Origin of the sequence: Marinobacter alkalisoli, assembly GCF_045449795.1 — a bacterium.
Classification (GTDB): domain Bacteria; phylum Pseudomonadota; class Gammaproteobacteria; order Pseudomonadales; family Oleiphilaceae; genus Marinobacter.
The window spans coordinates 477,566-492,503 of sequence record NZ_JBJJLB010000016.1 but is presented as its reverse complement, the minus strand read 5'-3'; the positions used below and the strand labels follow the sequence as shown (position 1 = coordinate 492,503).

The 14,938-nt window shown below is 59.4% G+C and carries 11 protein-coding genes; all 11 read left to right on the top strand.

Going from position 1 to position 14,938, the window contains the following annotated elements:
* Positions 1 to 284 precede the first annotated feature (284 nt).
* The 11 genes from gbcB (at position 285) to ACJO3M_RS06735 (ending at position 14,936) form a co-directional block, all read left to right on the top strand.
* On the top strand, positions 285 to 1,412 hold the full coding sequence (gbcB, locus tag ACJO3M_RS06785) for a glycine betaine monooxygenase reductase subunit (protein WP_407000612.1): 1,128 nt from the start codon (positions 285 to 287) through the stop codon (positions 1,410 to 1,412).
* A gap of 298 nt (positions 1,413 to 1,710) precedes the next feature.
* Complete coding sequence (gbdR, locus tag ACJO3M_RS06780; RefSeq protein WP_407000611.1) at positions 1,711 to 2,856, top strand: choline metabolism transcriptional regulator GbdR; 1,146 nt, start codon at positions 1,711 to 1,713, stop codon at positions 2,854 to 2,856.
* A gap of 190 nt (positions 2,857 to 3,046) precedes the next feature.
* Positions 3,047 to 4,024 carry a dipeptidase gene (locus ACJO3M_RS06775; RefSeq protein ID WP_407000610.1) on the top strand — a complete coding sequence of 326 codons (978 nt, stop codon included), beginning with the start codon at positions 3,047 to 3,049 and terminating at the stop codon, positions 4,022 to 4,024.
* A 2-nt stretch (positions 4,025 to 4,026) separates the two neighbouring features.
* On the top strand, positions 4,027 to 4,578 hold the full coding sequence (locus ACJO3M_RS06770; protein ID WP_407000609.1) for a DUF5943 domain-containing protein: 552 nt from the start codon (positions 4,027 to 4,029) through the stop codon (positions 4,576 to 4,578).
* A 92-nt stretch (positions 4,579 to 4,670) separates the two neighbouring features.
* Positions 4,671 to 6,734 (top strand): dimethylglycine demethylation protein DgcA, encoded by a 2,064-nt coding sequence (gene dgcA / locus ACJO3M_RS06765; protein WP_407000608.1) that lies wholly within the window; start codon positions 4,671 to 4,673, stop codon positions 6,732 to 6,734.
* A gap of 27 nt (positions 6,735 to 6,761) precedes the next feature.
* The gene (locus ACJO3M_RS06760) at positions 6,762 to 8,702 is read left to right on the top strand and encodes a (Fe-S)-binding protein (protein WP_407000607.1); all 1,941 of its coding nucleotides are present in this window, start codon (positions 6,762 to 6,764) and stop codon (positions 8,700 to 8,702) included.
* Positions 8,702 to 9,994, top strand: a complete 1,293-nt coding sequence (gene etfA, locus ACJO3M_RS06755; RefSeq protein ID WP_407000606.1) for an electron transfer flavoprotein subunit alpha — start codon at positions 8,702 to 8,704, stop codon at positions 9,992 to 9,994. Before ACJO3M_RS06760 ends, etfA begins: the two co-directional genes overlap by 1 nt.
* On the top strand, positions 9,984 to 10,778 hold the full coding sequence (etfB, locus tag ACJO3M_RS06750) for an electron transfer flavoprotein subunit beta (RefSeq protein WP_407000605.1): 795 nt from the start codon (positions 9,984 to 9,986) through the stop codon (positions 10,776 to 10,778). Before etfA ends, etfB begins: the two co-directional genes overlap by 11 nt.
* Before the next feature lie 249 nt (positions 10,779 to 11,027).
* Positions 11,028 to 12,632, top strand: coding sequence for a BCCT family transporter (locus ACJO3M_RS06745; RefSeq protein ID WP_407000604.1), 1,605 nt, complete (start codon positions 11,028 to 11,030; stop codon positions 12,630 to 12,632).
* Between the two features lie 176 nt (positions 12,633 to 12,808).
* Positions 12,809 to 13,348 (top strand): formate dehydrogenase subunit gamma, encoded by a 540-nt coding sequence (locus tag ACJO3M_RS06740; protein WP_407000603.1) that lies wholly within the window; start codon positions 12,809 to 12,811, stop codon positions 13,346 to 13,348.
* Entirely contained in the window at positions 13,341 to 14,936 is a 1,596-nt protein-coding gene (locus ACJO3M_RS06735; RefSeq protein WP_407000602.1) for a formate dehydrogenase beta subunit, read from the top strand. The genes ACJO3M_RS06740 and ACJO3M_RS06735 overlap by 8 nt, the downstream gene beginning before the upstream one ends.
* The last annotated feature ends 2 nt before the right edge of the window (positions 14,937 to 14,938 follow it).

The following is a 14,938-nucleotide window of genomic DNA, read 5'->3' as shown; positions in this document are numbered from 1 at the left end:
CCTATTAAAAGGGTGTACCTCAGCGTGTGGCGTTACCCGCAAATGATGCGGGTGCGGGTTTTCGGTAACCCATTTTCGCAGGGGTGTCAGGCGCCGGTTATCCGTTAACGACATTCGCGGTTTTCAATTCGACTTGGCGGGCAGGGGAGATGAGTACGGGCTCGGCGGCTGGAGAAGTTGATCAAGACTTTGTCGTAAATGGGTAACTCGTGGCTTTGGTTTTTCACCAGAATGAATCGTCACAGTTCCACCGGTGCATCATCACCCACGATGGAGATTAAATAATGACCAGCGTTACCGAAGTCACCGAACCCTCGTCCCATTTCAATCCGCTCAACACCCGGGTTTGGGCCAACGGCCGCCACCTGGTCCGATGTGTTCGCATTATCCAGGAGACCTGGGACGTCAAAACCTTCTGCTTCAACGCCGAACAGTCCATCATGTTCTTCTTCAAGCCGGGCCAGTTCGTCACCCTGGAGCTGGAAATCGATGGCGAGCAGGTCATGCGTTCCTACACTATCTCAAGTTCACCCTCCGTCCCCTACAGTTTCTCGATCACCGTCAAACGCGTACCCGGCGGTCATGTCTCCAATTGGCTGCACGACAACCTCAGTGAGCATGACGAGCTTGCCGTGCATGGCCCGGTCGGCAACTTCAATTGCATGGACTATCCCTCCGAGAAGGTCCTGCTGCTCTCAGGCGGTGTAGGTATTACGCCACTGATGTCCATGGCGCGCTGGTACTTCGACACCAATGCGGATGTCGATATGGCCTTCATTCACAGCGCCCGCGCGCCCAAGGACATCATCTTCCAGCGCGAACTGGAACACATGTGTTCGCGAGTCCCCAACTTTAACCTCAGTGTTATTTGCGAACGGACCGAAATTGGCCACGCCTGGAATGGCTACCGGGGCTACCTGGACCATACCAAGCTCGAAATGATCGCACCGGATTACCAGAGCCGTCGCATCTTCTGCTGCGGCCCGACCCCCTACATGCGTGCCATCAAGAACCTTCTCATTGAAAACGGCTTCGATATGTCGAGGTACCATGAGGAATCTTTCGGCGCCACTCCGGCCGACGTCACCGAGGATGTGCTGGAGCAAGCGGAAATCGCCGTCAAACAGGCGGAGGACATCAAGGACGCGGATACCTATACCGTCGATTTCACCACCTCCGGCATGAGCGTCCAGATCCTGCCCGGTGAAACCGTCCACGCTGCTGCCAGTCGTCTGGGGCTCAATATACCCAAGGCCTGCGGGGTCGGTATTTGTGGTACCTGCAAGGTGCTGAAAACTCGCGGCGAGGTTGATGTCCAGCACAATGGCGGCATCACCGAGGAAGACCTGACGGAGGGTTACATTCTCTCTTGCTGCAGCACCCCGTTGTCCGATCTCAGCATCGACGGTTGATTTGGGCGGCGTTACACTGAATTTGCCTGATCTGGCGCCCTGGCCCCCGGTTACCTGCGGGCCAGGGTACCCATGTCGCAATTGAGCTCAAATTAGTACGCAATGCGACGTTTTTAGACTGTTCACCGTTCACCGCGGGGCATACTATTAGCACCTGACATTAATCAATTATGACGGGAAGGGAAGGCGTTGGCTTTTCCCAATAAAAACAAAATCCTGACAGTGGTCGCTCGACCCGGACGTATTTCGGGGCCCGCTGATCAACTGGACTTGCAATACAAGAGAGAGGGGTAAGTCCATGAAAGAGAACATTGTTTCTCAGCCTCACCTGATTGAAACACAGCCCTACCGGGTTGGTTTTTTGTTGATCGATAATTTTACCCTGGCTGCCTTGGCGTCAACCATAGAGCCATTGCGCATGGCCAACCAGCTCACCAGCACCGAACTTTACACCTGGCAGCTATTGTCCCGCGATGGCGAAACGGTTAAGGCCAGTGACGGTTTGAGGATATCTCCAGACGGCTCGATTGCCGACAAGAAGGTATTCGATATTGTCATCGTGGTGGGCGGTGTTGATATCACCCGGAGCTATACCTCCAGGGAAGTGAGCTGGCTCCAGCAGCAGGCGCAGAAAAAGGTCCTGCTCGGCGCCGTATGTACCGGTGCCTACGTACTGGCCAGCGGAGGCCTGCTCGACGGCTACCATTGCAGCGCCCACTGGGAATGCCTGGCGTCCCTCCAGGAGCGGTTTCCACGGGTGAACTGTACCCACCAACTCTACACCCTGGACCGGGATCGCATGACCTGCACCGGAGGCCATGTGCCAATGGACATGATGCTCAGCATGATCGCCCGCCAGCACGGCAAGGCATTAACCAATGCGATTTGCGACATGTTCGTCTGCGACCGTGTCCGCCCGGACAACGAATTGCAGCGCACCCCGTTGCGCCGTCTGCTGACCACGGCCCAGCCCAAGCTGGCAGAAGTCACTGAGTTGATGGAAGCCAACATAGAGGAACCCATTGAACTCGAGGAACTTGCCAGCTTCGTTGGCATTTCCCGGCGTCAACTGGAACGGCTGTTTCTTAGGCACCTGAACTGTACTCCCTCGCGCTACTATTTGAAGCTCCGGCTGGATCGGGCGCGTCAGTTGCTGAAACAGACCACCTGTTCCATCATCGAAGTCGCCTCTATGTGTGGTTTTGTATCCGCCCCGCACTTCAGTCGCTGTTATCGCAAGTACATCGGCATCTCTCCCAAGGAGGAACGGGCCGAGGTGTGGTCACTGAAGCAACCGGAGCCGCCAGATGCCGGTGAGGTCGCCACCATACCTACCTCCTCTTATGTTGCCCTGCAGCTGGCTCAGGCAGAGCCATCCTGTGGCGCGGTTAACTTCATGTCGGTTTCGGTGCCGTGTGTTCAGAAGCTTGCCGCCTCGGGTTAACTCGGGTAAACGGATAAAATAAGGGGCTTCGGCCCCTTTTTTTCGTTTTGGCTCTGGCCCGGTGTTCCCCCTCCTCATCCTCGGTGCGCTGCCGATTTTGGTGTTTGCCCTGTCGCTTCCAGTGAACTCGGTTGAACGCCCCATGGATACACTCCCTCTATGCTCAACCAATCAACTGTCGGGGTGTCACATGAACGAAACCGAATTGCACCAGGATTCCATCGTCATCGATGGCCTTGTCATCGCCAAATGGGGCCGTGAACTCTTCGAGGACATGCGCAAGGGTGGGCTGACCGCCGCCAATTGCACCGTTTCCGTCTGGGAGGATTTCCAGGCCACGGTCGACAATATCGTCCTGGTTAACGAACTGATCGAAGACAACAGCGACCTGGTGATGAAAGTGCGGACCACCGACGACATCCGCAAGGCCAAGGAGCTGGGCAAGACCGGCATCATCATGGGCTTCCAGAACGCCCACGCCTTCGAAGACCAGCTCGGTTACATCCAGATCTTCAAGGACCTGGGCGTCGGCGTTGTCCAGATGTGCTACAACACCCAGAACCTCATCGGCACCGGCTGCTATGAGCGGGATGGTGGCCTGTCCGGTTTCGGCCGCGAAGTCGTCGCGGAGATGAACCGCGTCGGCATCATGTGCGACCTTTCCCACGTTGGCAGCAAGACCTCCGAGGAAGTCATCCTCGAATCCCGGAAGCCGGTCTGCTACTCCCACTGCCTGCCATCCGGCCTGAAAGAGCATCCGCGCAACAAATCCGACGAGGAGCTCCGGTTCATCGCCGAGCATGGTGGTTTTGTCGGAGTGACCATGTTCACACCCTTCCTCAAGAAGGGCGTCGACGCCACCATCGATGACTACGTCGAAGCGATTGCCTACATCGTCGACATCGTCGGCGAAGATCAGGTCGGCATCGGCACTGATTTCACCCAGGGGCAGGACAAGGCCTTCTTCGACATGCTCACCCACGACAAGGGGTATGCCCGAGAGCTCACCCGGTTTGGCAAGATCGTCAACCCCGAGGGTATCCGCACCATCGGTGAATTCCCGAACCTGACCGCCGCCTTGCTCCGCAACGGCTTCTCCGAAGAGCTCACCCGCAAGCTCATGGGTGAGAACTGGCTGCGCATCCTTGGCGAGGTATGGGGGGAATGACCATGACTACACACGCACCGGAAATGCCCATCGAAGTCGACAGCGAAACCGGCATCTGGACCACCGACGCACTGCCCATGCTGTATGTGCCGCGGCACTTCTTCATCAACAATCACCAGGCCATCGAAGCGGAGATCGGTCCTGAACGATACGCCGACATTCTCTACAAGGCTGGTTACAAGTCCGCCTGGCATTGGTGTGAAAAAGAAGCGGCGCTGCACGGCCTCAAAGGTAGTGAGGTGTTTGATCACTACATGAAGCGGCTCTCCCAACGTGGCTGGGGTCTGTTCACTGTTGAACATCTCGACATCGCCAGTGGTCAGGCGCGAGTCCGGCTTGATCACTCCGCCTTCGTCTACCACTACGGCAAAGCCGAACGCAAGATCGACTACATGTTCACCGGCTGGTTCGCCGGCGCCATGGACCAGATCGCCAATGACCTCGGATACGACGTTCGCACCCAGGCGGTGCAAACGCAAAGCGCCGCGGAGGAGGGCGTCGATTACGGCGTCTTCGAAGTGACACCGACACCGGACTTCAATACAGCCAACTAAAACAGAAAATTCAGTACGGAGGTAAACAGGGCTTTGCCTGGTTGATGGTGCAAGCCCTAGGAACCTGCGTACAGAATAAAGAGAGAGCCACCATGTCCCAATTCGAAGCACTCTTTCGACCATTACAGATCAACCAGTTGACCATCCGTAACCGGGTCGTCAGCACCGCCCACGCCGAGGTCTACGCCACCGAGGGCGGTATGACCACCGACCGCTACGTCAAATACTACGAAGAGAAGGCCAAGGGCGGCTGCGGTCTGTGTATCTGCGGCGGCTCCAGCGTCGTCTCCATCGACAGCCCGCAAAGCTGGTGGAGCTCGGTCAACCTGTCCACTGACCGCATCATTCCCCACTTCCAGAACCTAGCGGATGCCGTGCACAAACACGGCGGCAAGATCATGATCCAGATCTCCCACATGGGGCGCCGCTCCCGCTGGGACGGCGAAAACTGGCCCAACCTGATGTCGCCCTCCGGCGTCCGTGAACCCGTGCATCGTGCTACCTGCAAGACCATTGAGGAAGAGGAAATCCAGCGCATTATCGGTGACTTCGCCCAGGCTGCCCGGCGCGCCAAAGAAGGCGGCCTCGACGGCGTCGAACTCTCCGCCGTGCACCAGCACATGATCGACCAGTTCTGGTCGCCGCGCGTCAACAAGCGCACCGACCAATGGGGCGGCACCTTTGAAAACCGCATGCGCTTCGGCATGGAAGTGTTGAAGGCTGTGCGCGAGGAAGTTGGTCGTGACTTCGTTGTCGGCATTCGCATCTGTGGCGACGAATTCCACCCGGACGGTCTGAACCACGACGACATGAAGCAGATCGCAAAATACTACAATGACACCGGACTGCTGGATTTCTTCGGCGTCGTCGGTTCCGGTTGTGATACACACAATACCCTGGCCAACGTCATTCCCAACATGTCCTACCCGCCGGAGCCGTTCCTGCACCTGGCCGCCGGCATCAAGGAAGTAGTCGACGTGCCTGTGATCCACGCCCAGAACATCAAGGATCCGAACCAGGCCGAGCGCATTCTGGAAGCCGGTTACGTCGACTTCGTCGGCATGACCCGCGCCCACATCGCCGATCCGCACATCATTGCCAAGATCAAGATGAACCAGGTGGACCAGATCCGCCAGTGCGTCGGTGCCAACTACTGCATTGACCGCCAATACCAGGGCCTGGACGTGCTCTGCATCCAGAATGCCGCCACTTCCCGCGAGCATCTGGGCATGCCACACATCATCGAAAAGACCGAGGGTCCGATCCGCAAGGTGCTGGTCATCGGCGGTGGCCCAGGCGGCATGGAAGCGGCGCGGGTCGCGGCCGAACGCGGCCACGAGGTCACGCTGATCGAAAAAGCCGGTGAACTCGGTGGCCAGATCACCCTTGCCGCGAAGGCACCGCAACGGGACCAGATCGCTGGCATTACCCGCTGGTATGCCCTGGAACTGGATCGCCTTGGCGTCGACCTGCGCTTCAACACCGAAGCCGATGCCTCAGTTGTACGGGATTTTCAGCCGGACGTCTGCATCCTTGCGACCGGTGGGGTTCCGTTCATGGAGCAGATCCCGGAATGGGGGTTCGAGGACGGCCTGGTGGTGTCCTCCTGGGACATCCTCAGCGGCAGGGTTGAGCCGGGCGAGAACGTCCTGGTCTACGACACCATCTGCGAATTCTCCGGTATGTCCGCGGCGGACTATCTGGCTTCCAAGGGGGCACAGGTCGAACTGGTCACCGACGACATCAAGCCCGGTGTCGGTATCGGTGGCACCACCTTCCCGACCTACTACCGCAGTCTGTATGAGCGGGAAGTGATCATGAGTTCCGACATGATGCTGGAAAAAGTCTACGCCGAGGGCGACAAGAAAATCGCGGTGCTGGAGAACGAGTACACCGGGCAGAAAGAGGAGAGGGTGGTCGATCAGGTTGTGATCGAGAACGGTACCCGACCGAACGAAGCCCTGTATTACGAGCTAAAGGACGGCTCGATCAACAAGGGACAGATTGATGTGGAAACCCTGTTTGCCTGTGACGCCCAGCCGGTTTTGAAGGAAGCCGATAAGGGCATGATCCTGTGGCGATTGGGGGATTGCGTGTCCCAGCGGAATACGCACGCGGCGATCTATGACGCACTGCGTTTGTGCAAGGATCTGTAACCCAAGTTCAATGCGATGAGGTACACCATGCTCCTTGACTGGCTGCTCCCAGCTCTCGTGGTCACGGCACTCGCCTTGCTGGTTATCGGCGCCATACGCCGTGTCCTGCTCTGGCGTGCGGGACAACCCGAACCGGTAAGTATCATCGCCGGGCTCATGGCCATGCCGCGCCGCTACCTGGTCGATCTACACCATGTGGTCGAGCGCGACAAAGTCATGTCCAACACCCACGTCGCTACGGCGGGCGGGTTCGTGTTGTCCATGCTGTTGATCATACCGGTGCACGTGCTCGGGCTGGAAAGCCGTTGGCTCAGCATTCCGTTGCTGATCGCCACGGCCCTCATGTTCACCGGCGCCATCTTCGTCTACCGGCGCCGCCGCAATCCACCGGCCCGTCTTTCCAGGGGGCCCTGGATGCGATTGCCGAAAAGCCTGCTGATGTTTTCGGCATCTTTTTTCCTACTCACCTTGCTGACGTCCGGTTTCCTGCCGGAGAGTTTCGGGAGTTGGGTGCTCGTGGCCGTACTGCTGGTGGGCGTAACTCTGGGCCTGTCCGAAATGCTCTTCGGCATGGGCTGGGGCGGGCCGATGAAGCATGCGTTTGCCGGTGCACTGCACCTGGCATTCCACCGTCGCCCGGAACGCTTCGGCGGCGGTCGTTCCACTGGTCTGAAACCGGTCAATCTGGATGGCAAACTGGGTGTGGCGGAACCCAGGGATTTCAAATGGAATCAGCTGCTGGGTTTCGACGCTTGCGTGCAATGTGGCCGCTGTGAAGCGGTTTGCCCGGCCTTTGCCGCCGGCCAGCCGTTGAACCCGAAGAAACTGATCCAGGATATGGTCGTGGGCCTGGCCGGGGGAACCGATGCCAACTACGCCGGCAGCCCCTATCCCGGCACAGAAGTCGGCAAGGCGGAAGGCAACCCGCACCAGCCCATAGTGGATGGCTTGGTCAGCGCCGACACCCTTTGGTCCTGCACCACCTGCCGCGCCTGTGTCGAAGAGTGTCCGATGATGATCGAGCATGTTGATGCCATCGTCGATATGCGTCGTCACCTGACCCTGGAACGGGGTGAAACCCCGAACAAGGGCGCCGAAGTGCTGGACAACCTGATCGCCACCGACAATCCCGGCGGCTACGAACCCGGCAGCCGGATGAACTGGGCGGCGGACCTTGATCTGCCGCTGATGGCCGATAAGCAAGACGCTGAGGTGTTGTTCTGGGTGAGCGACGGATGCTTCGATATGCGCAGCCAGCGTATCCTGCGCGCCTTCGTCAAGATCCTGAAGGCCGCGAATGTCGACTTCGCCGTGCTTGGCAACGAGGAACGGGATTCCGGTGACGTCGCCCGCCGTCTCGGCGATGACGCCACTTTCCAGTCCCTGGCCAGGCACAACATTGCCACGCTTGGTAAGTACCGCTTCCAGCGCATCGTCACCACGGACCCCCACGCCTTCCACGTGCTGAAAAACGAGTACGGCGACTTTGGTGGCCACTACGAGGTATTGCACCACAGCACGTTCATCAACGAGCTGGTTGAACAGGGCCGGCTCACGTTGGACCGTTTCAAGGGCGGTACCGTCACCTATCACGATCCCTGTTACCTGGGACGCTACAACGGTGAGTACGAATCCCCGCGCGCCTTGCTCGGTGCCCTGGGCATCCAGGTCAGCGAGATGGAACGCTCCGGCTACCGTTCACGCTGCTGCGGGGGCGGGGGTGGGGCGCCCATCACCGACATTCCGGGGGAGCACCGCATCGCCGACATGCGTGTCGATGACGCCCGCAAGGTGGAGGCCGAGACCATCGCCGTCGCCTGTCAGCAATGCACCTCCATGCTTGAGGGCGTGGTTGAGCCGCGCCCCGAGATTCGTGACCTGGCCGAGCTGGTGGCCGATGGCCTGATCATTGAAACAGCCGAATCGACCGCTCCGGCAGCCCAACCCATTGCCGAGGAGGTGCACTGATGACGGATATCCCAAGGCGCGACCCGCGCACCGAATGGATACTGCGCAATCGTCTGCACCCTCAGTATGATGAGATGATCGCCGTTAATAGCGGTCCGGTGCGCGGCCCCACCGGCCTGTTACGTAAGAATCCCCACGCCGTTGGCTTTATCGGACCCAATGGTATCAAACGCATCGACCGCAGCGCCGGTCTGACCGGCGGCGCGGGCGGTCTGTCGTCACGTGCCAAAGGCCGCTCGGCCCAGGCGGAAGTCGAGTTGCCGTTGCATCGCGTTGAACAACCCGATTTCTATGTGGCCGTGGTTGTCGACCTGGCGGGCGGCCGCCTGAGCGGTCATGACAAGGATATCCTTGGTCAGGCCCATCAGTTGGTGAAAGCCACGGAAGGCGAGGGTGCTGTTGTGGCCGTAGCTCTGGGCGAGGCCCGGGAGGCGGCGTTTGACACCGCAGGCGCTGACCGCCTTGTTCATGTGACCGAGGTTCACGGCCAGTCGCTGACCGGTTACTGCCCCGAACAGAAACTGGCCGTGCTGGAGGCGGTTGAATCCGAGCTCGCACCACGTTATTGGCTGTTCCCGGATTCTGTCCACGGCGGCGCCGATCTTGGCTCCCGCCTAGCCGCTCGCCTGGGCGATCGTCCGGCCGTGCACGCCTGGCAAGTGGATGCCGAACACAGCGTCTGTCGTGGCGGCAGCCAGTTGACGGATTGGCACCGACCCACGGCCCGAGTCAGCCTGCTGGCGGAGGAATGCGCACTGCCAATCGATGAGACCCGGCACGAAGCCAAACCGATCGAACTGCCATCGATTCGCAAGGTAACACCGCACATCGAAGACCTCGGTCAGGTCGAGGTTGACCCGAGTAAGATCGCCCTTGGGGAAGCCGAATTCATTCTCTCCGCCGGTAACGGGGTACGTGACTGGCAACAGTTCCATGCAGTAGCCACTGCCATTGGCGCCACCGAAGGCGCCAGCCGGGTCGCCGTGGACGATGGTAATATGCCGCGTTTCCGACAGGTTGGCGCCACTGGCACCTGGGTGACAGCGCGGGTTTATGTCGCGGTGGGTATTTCCGGCGCCATCCAGCACATGCAGGGTATCGGCCGGTGCGACAAAGTGGTGGCCATCAACCTCGATGATGGCTGCGATATGATCAAACGGGCCGACCTGAGTGTGATTGGTGACAGCCAGGGCATCCTCGCTGAATTGCTGCGGTTGGCTGAAGGCCGGCAAAGTGGAACGGAAGCCGCATCCCCCGCCGAATCCACTGAGGAGGAACGTCATGTTGCCTGACTCTTTATCCAACCCCGACCTCAAGGTCGCCTCGCTTATTTCCGTTGGCCAACATGCCAAGTCCGGCCGCGCGCGGCGGGCCAGCCAGGATGCCCGTGCCGTTGAACTCGGTCTGAAGATGGCAGGCGCCGCTTCCCGACTCATCCACGTCGGTGGTGGTGATGAAACCGGCCTCCGCCAGTACCTTGGCATGGGCTTGCCGGAAATAACCCTGCTCAAGGCTGACGGTAGGGCGGATGCCGTCCCCATTTTGGTGCGCTATCTCAAGGAACAGCCCGCGGACATCGTCCTCACCGGCATTCACGCCGAGCAGGGCGAGGCCTCCGGCATGGTCCCTTACCTGGTGGCGGAACACCTTGGCTGGCCCATCGTTCCCCGTATCGCCGACATCCAGAAGGTGGAGGAAGGCTTTGCCGAAGTGCTGCAAGCCCTGCCACGTGGTCAGCGCCGTCTGCTGCGCGTTCCGCTGCCGTTCATTGCGACCGTCGACAATGCTGCTCCCGAGGCGCGGCAATATGCTTTCGGCCCGGCCCGTCGCGGACTGATGGATGACGTAGCGGTTAACGCACCGGTTGATGAAGCCCGGTTGGAGTGGCAAGAGAATCCCGCCAAACCCAGACCCAAGCGCCTCAACGTTGTCAAAGCCAAGTCCGCCGCTGACCGGTTCAAGGCGGCCACGGCAAAACCCCAGGGGCAGGGCGGCAAGGTCATCCGTGACGGCACGGACCGGGAGAAGGCGGAGGCGATCATGGAGCTGCTAATTGCTGAGGGAGTGGTGAGGTGATTTCCCGAGGCGGCAGGGATATCGCGACCTTGCCGCTTTAAGACACGCAACCCCCTTTCCATGTCGCAGTTGGAGTTCTGGCCTGATCTGCAATGCCATACCATAATCCTCGCCCGGGACAGATCGGAGCGGCTGGCAGCATGGTAGTCATGCTCAGGTAAACCCGACGTGCAGGCCTTATTCGATATGGCCTCGGGCTCTCGAAAAACAACAACCCGATAATAACGAATTACTCTGGAGAGCCCCCTTATGACTAGACGTGCGCAGCCCGCAGTCGACGCTGATCGTCTTTACGACGACGTCGATTACCAGATCGGGCAAGACAATATCCAAGTCGCCGGGTTTGACGTCCACAACCCGGTGTTTGGTATCAGCGCCATACTCATCCTTGTTTTTGTTGCAGGTACCCTGTTCGCGACCGAAGCGGCCAACGGTATGCTGTTGGGCGCCCGCGGCTGGGTGATTGAGCACTTTGACTGGCTGTTCATGGCCGGTGGCAACCTGTTTGTGGTTTTCTGCCTGGCGTTGATTCTCCTGCCAGTCAGCAAGGTCCGCATTGGCGGTGACCATGCCAAACCGGAATTTTCCACATTGTCCTGGTTTTCCATGTTGTTTGCGGCGGGCATGGGCATTGGCCTGATGTTCTGGAGCGTCGCCGAACCCGTTGCCTATTTTACCGACTGGTACGGTACCCCGCTTGGTGTGGCCGCCAATACTGCCGAAGGTAAATCCATGGCTCTGGGCACCACCATGTTCCATTGGGGCCTTCATCCCTGGGCCATGTACGGCATAGTCGGCCTTTCGCTGGCATTTTTTGCCTATAACAAAGGCTTGCCATTAACGATTCGATCCGCCTTTTTCCCGATTCTCGGGAACCGTATCTGGGGGCCAATTGGTCATGTAATTGATATTGTTGCCGTGTTGGCGACCATCTTTGGTCTGGCCACGTCCCTTGGCCTTGGCGCGCAACAGGCCGCCAGTGGTCTGGCTTACCTCGGAATCGTGGAGAACGGCATCGGTACGCAGATCGGATTGATCGCATTCATCACCGCCATTGCCATTTTTTCAGTGGTTCGTGGTCTGGATGGCGGCGTAAAGCTGCTCAGCAACATCAACATGGTCATTGCGTTCATTCTGCTGCTTTTCGTCATCGTCGTCGGTTCCATCAGCGGCTTCTTCGCCAACCTGTTTGACCTGTTCTGGTCCTATGGGAAAAACATTCTGCCCCTCAGTAATTGGGTAGGCCGGGAAGATGAAACCTGGTTCCATGGCTGGACCGTATTCTATTGGGCCTGGTGGATTTCCTGGTCGCCTTTCGTTGGTATGTTTATCGCCCGTGTGTCCAAGGGCCGCACCGTGCGTGAATTCATGCTCGCGGTATTGATTATCCCGACTCTTGTTTGTGGGATCTGGGTAACTGCGTTCGGCGGCAACGCGCTGGACCAGATCCAGGCTCAAGTGGGAGCGTTGAGCGGTGGGCTTACCGAAGTACCGCTCGCCATGTTCCAGATGATGGAAAATATGCCGTTGGCCTCTTTGATTTCCTTCCTCGCCATTGTTCTGGTGCTGGTGTTTTTTGTTACCTCCTCGGACTCGGGATCGCTGGTGATCGATGGTATTACCGCCGGTGGCAAACAGGATGCCCCCGTTGCCCAGCGTGTGTTCTGGGCGACCATGGAAGGCGTAATTGCCGCCACCCTGTTGTTTGGCGGTGGCGCACAGGCACTGAACGCACTTCAGGCGGGTGCGGTTACCGCCGGCTTGCCGTTCGCCGTCATCCTGATTCTGATGTGCGTAAGTTTGTACAAGGGGTTGAACGGGGAGGCGAAAACACAGCTTAAATACAGCGTGTAACCCTCAGGGCGGAAGAGCGATATCCAATCAGCTCTTCCGCCCACCCCCTTCTGGCCCGGATACCTGCTTCAGCCACCCATGCGCTCCCACGCTTGAATGTGTCGCAGGCGAGCAACCCGGCGCTTTCTCCACGATTACAATGACCCATCAAGTGCAGAATTTTCCGGGTGACCAAAATGAATATAATCGCAACCACCGACGTTCAGCACAAAGTGCGCCACATCATTGCCGGCCTGAAACACAAACCGGGTGCCCTTATGCCCATCCTGCATGCCATCCAGGGCGAACTCGGCTACATCCCCGGCGACGTTGTGCCAACCATCGCCGAAGGCCTGCAGATGACCCGCGCAGAAGTTCACGGCGTCATCAGCTTTTATCATGATTTTCGCGCCGCCGCCCCCGGCAAGCACACTATCCAGATCTGCCGGGCCGAAGCCTGCCAGGCTCGCGATTGCCGAACACTGGAACGCCATGCCCAGCAGACACTCGGCGTCGACTACCACCAAACCACCCTGGATGGCGAGATCACCCTTGAGGCCGCCTACTGCCTTGGAAACTGCGCCACCGGACCCTCGATCCGCATCGGCGACGACATTCACGGCCGTGTCACACCGGCCCGTTTCGACGCCCTGATCGACCAGCTACAGACCGTACCGCTCACTATCCAGGCGGCGCAGGCAGGGGCAAACAAAAAGGAAGACAGCAACCATGGTTAAAGTCTTTGTGCCACGAGACACCACCGCCTTATCACTCGGTGCGAGCCAGGTCGCGGATACGCTGAAACAGGCCTGCCGTGAACAGAACGCTGACATCGACCTGATTCGTAATGGCTCACGAGGCCTTTTCTGGCTGGAACCCCTGGTTGAAGTCGAGACCGGGCAGGGCCGTGTTGCCTACGGCCCCGTGACTCCAGAAGACATCCCGGCGCTGCTCGACCAGGGCATGCTCGAAGGCAAGCCAGGTCACCCTTTGTATCTGGGTCTGACCGAAGAGATCCCGTACCTGAAGAGTCAGCAGCGCCTGACCTTCAGTCGCGCCGGCATCATCGACCCCACGTCGCTGGATGATTACATTCACCTGGGCGGCTACGTCGGCCTGCGTAAAGCCCTGGCCAGGATTCCCCAGGAGATTGTCGACGAAGTGAAAGCCTCCGGTCTGCGCGGTCGGGGTGGGGCGGCCTTCCCGGCTGGCATCAAATGGCAGACGGTGCTTGATGCGGACGCCCGCACCGGTAGCAGCCCCTATTCCGAACGCAAGTTTATCGTCTGCAACGCGGACGAGGGTGACTCCGGCACCTTTGCCGACCGACTGGTGATGGAAGCCGATCCCTTCATGCTGATCGAAGGCATGACCATCGCCGGCCTCGCCGTCGGCGCGGACACCGGCTACATCTACCTGCGCTCCGAATACCCGGTTGCCCATAAGATTCTGAACGAAGCCATCGCCAGGGCTGAGGAAGCCGGTTATCTGGGCGGCAACGTGTTGAGCTCTGGCAAGGCATTTCACCTGGAAGTTCGCCTCGGCGCCGGCGCCTACATCTGCGGCGAAGAAACCTCTCTGCTCGACAGCCTGGAAGGCAAGCGCGGCCAAGTGCGAGTCAAACCCCCGTTGCCCGCGTTGAAAGGCGCCTTTGGCCAGCCGACCGTGGTCAACAACGTGCTCACACTGGCTGCCGTACCCTTTATTCTGGCCGAAGGCGGCCAGGCTTACGCTGACTACGGCATGGGCCGTTCCCGGGGCACTCTGCCGTTCCAGCTGACCGGCAACATCGAACGCGGTGGCGTGGTGGAGCTGGCGTTCGGCGTCACCCTGCGTGAACTGCTGGAAGACTACGGTGGTGGTACAGCCTCTGGCAGGCCGATGCGCGCTGTGCAGGTCGGTGGCCCGCTGGGTGCCTACATGCCCGAAAGCCAGTGGGACACGCCACTCGATTACGAAGCCTTCAGCGACGTTGGCGCCGTGGTCGGCCACGGCGGCATCGTGGTGTTTGATGACACCGTGGACATGCTCGACCAGGCCCGCTTCGCCATGGAATTCTGCGCCGTGGAATCCTGCGGTAAATGCACACCCTGCCGCATAGGTTCCACTCGGGGCGTGGAGGTCATCGACCGCATCCGCGCCAACCAGGAGCGGGATTACCACCTGAATTTGCTGGAAGACCTTTGCGACACCCTGGAAGACGGCTCCCTCTGCGCCATGGGCGGCATGACGCCTAACCCGGTGCGCAGCGCCCTGCAGTACTTCCCGGACGACTTTCACCAAGACCGCACCACCGCGTCCCGCACGCCGGCGGGGGAGGCCTGATC

Excerpts from the sequence above, each read along its gene's own strand:
- ACJO3M_RS06760 (WP_407000607.1), top strand. The coding sequence starts at position 6,762 with ATGCTCCTTGACTGGCTGCTCCCAGCTCTCGTGGTCACGGCACTCGCC.
- ACJO3M_RS06740 (WP_407000603.1), top strand. The coding sequence starts at position 12,809 with ATGAATATAATCGCAACCACCGACGTTCAGCACAAAGTGCGCCACATC.
- etfA (WP_407000606.1), top strand. The coding sequence starts at position 8,702 with ATGACGGATATCCCAAGGCGCGACCCGCGCACCGAATGGATACTGCGC.
- ACJO3M_RS06775 (WP_407000610.1), top strand. The coding sequence starts at position 3,047 with ATGAACGAAACCGAATTGCACCAGGATTCCATCGTCATCGATGGCCTT.
- gbcB (WP_407000612.1), top strand. The coding sequence starts at position 285 with ATGACCAGCGTTACCGAAGTCACCGAACCCTCGTCCCATTTCAATCCG.
- etfB (WP_407000605.1), top strand. The coding sequence starts at position 9,984 with ATGTTGCCTGACTCTTTATCCAACCCCGACCTCAAGGTCGCCTCGCTT.
- ACJO3M_RS06745 (WP_407000604.1), top strand. The coding sequence starts at position 11,028 with ATGACTAGACGTGCGCAGCCCGCAGTCGACGCTGATCGTCTTTACGAC.
- dgcA (WP_407000608.1), top strand. The coding sequence starts at position 4,671 with ATGTCCCAATTCGAAGCACTCTTTCGACCATTACAGATCAACCAGTTG.
- ACJO3M_RS06735 (WP_407000602.1), top strand. The coding sequence starts at position 13,341 with ATGGTTAAAGTCTTTGTGCCACGAGACACCACCGCCTTATCACTCGGT.
- gbdR (WP_407000611.1), top strand. The coding sequence starts at position 1,711 with ATGAAAGAGAACATTGTTTCTCAGCCTCACCTGATTGAAACACAGCCC.
- ACJO3M_RS06770 (WP_407000609.1), top strand. The coding sequence starts at position 4,027 with ATGACTACACACGCACCGGAAATGCCCATCGAAGTCGACAGCGAAACC.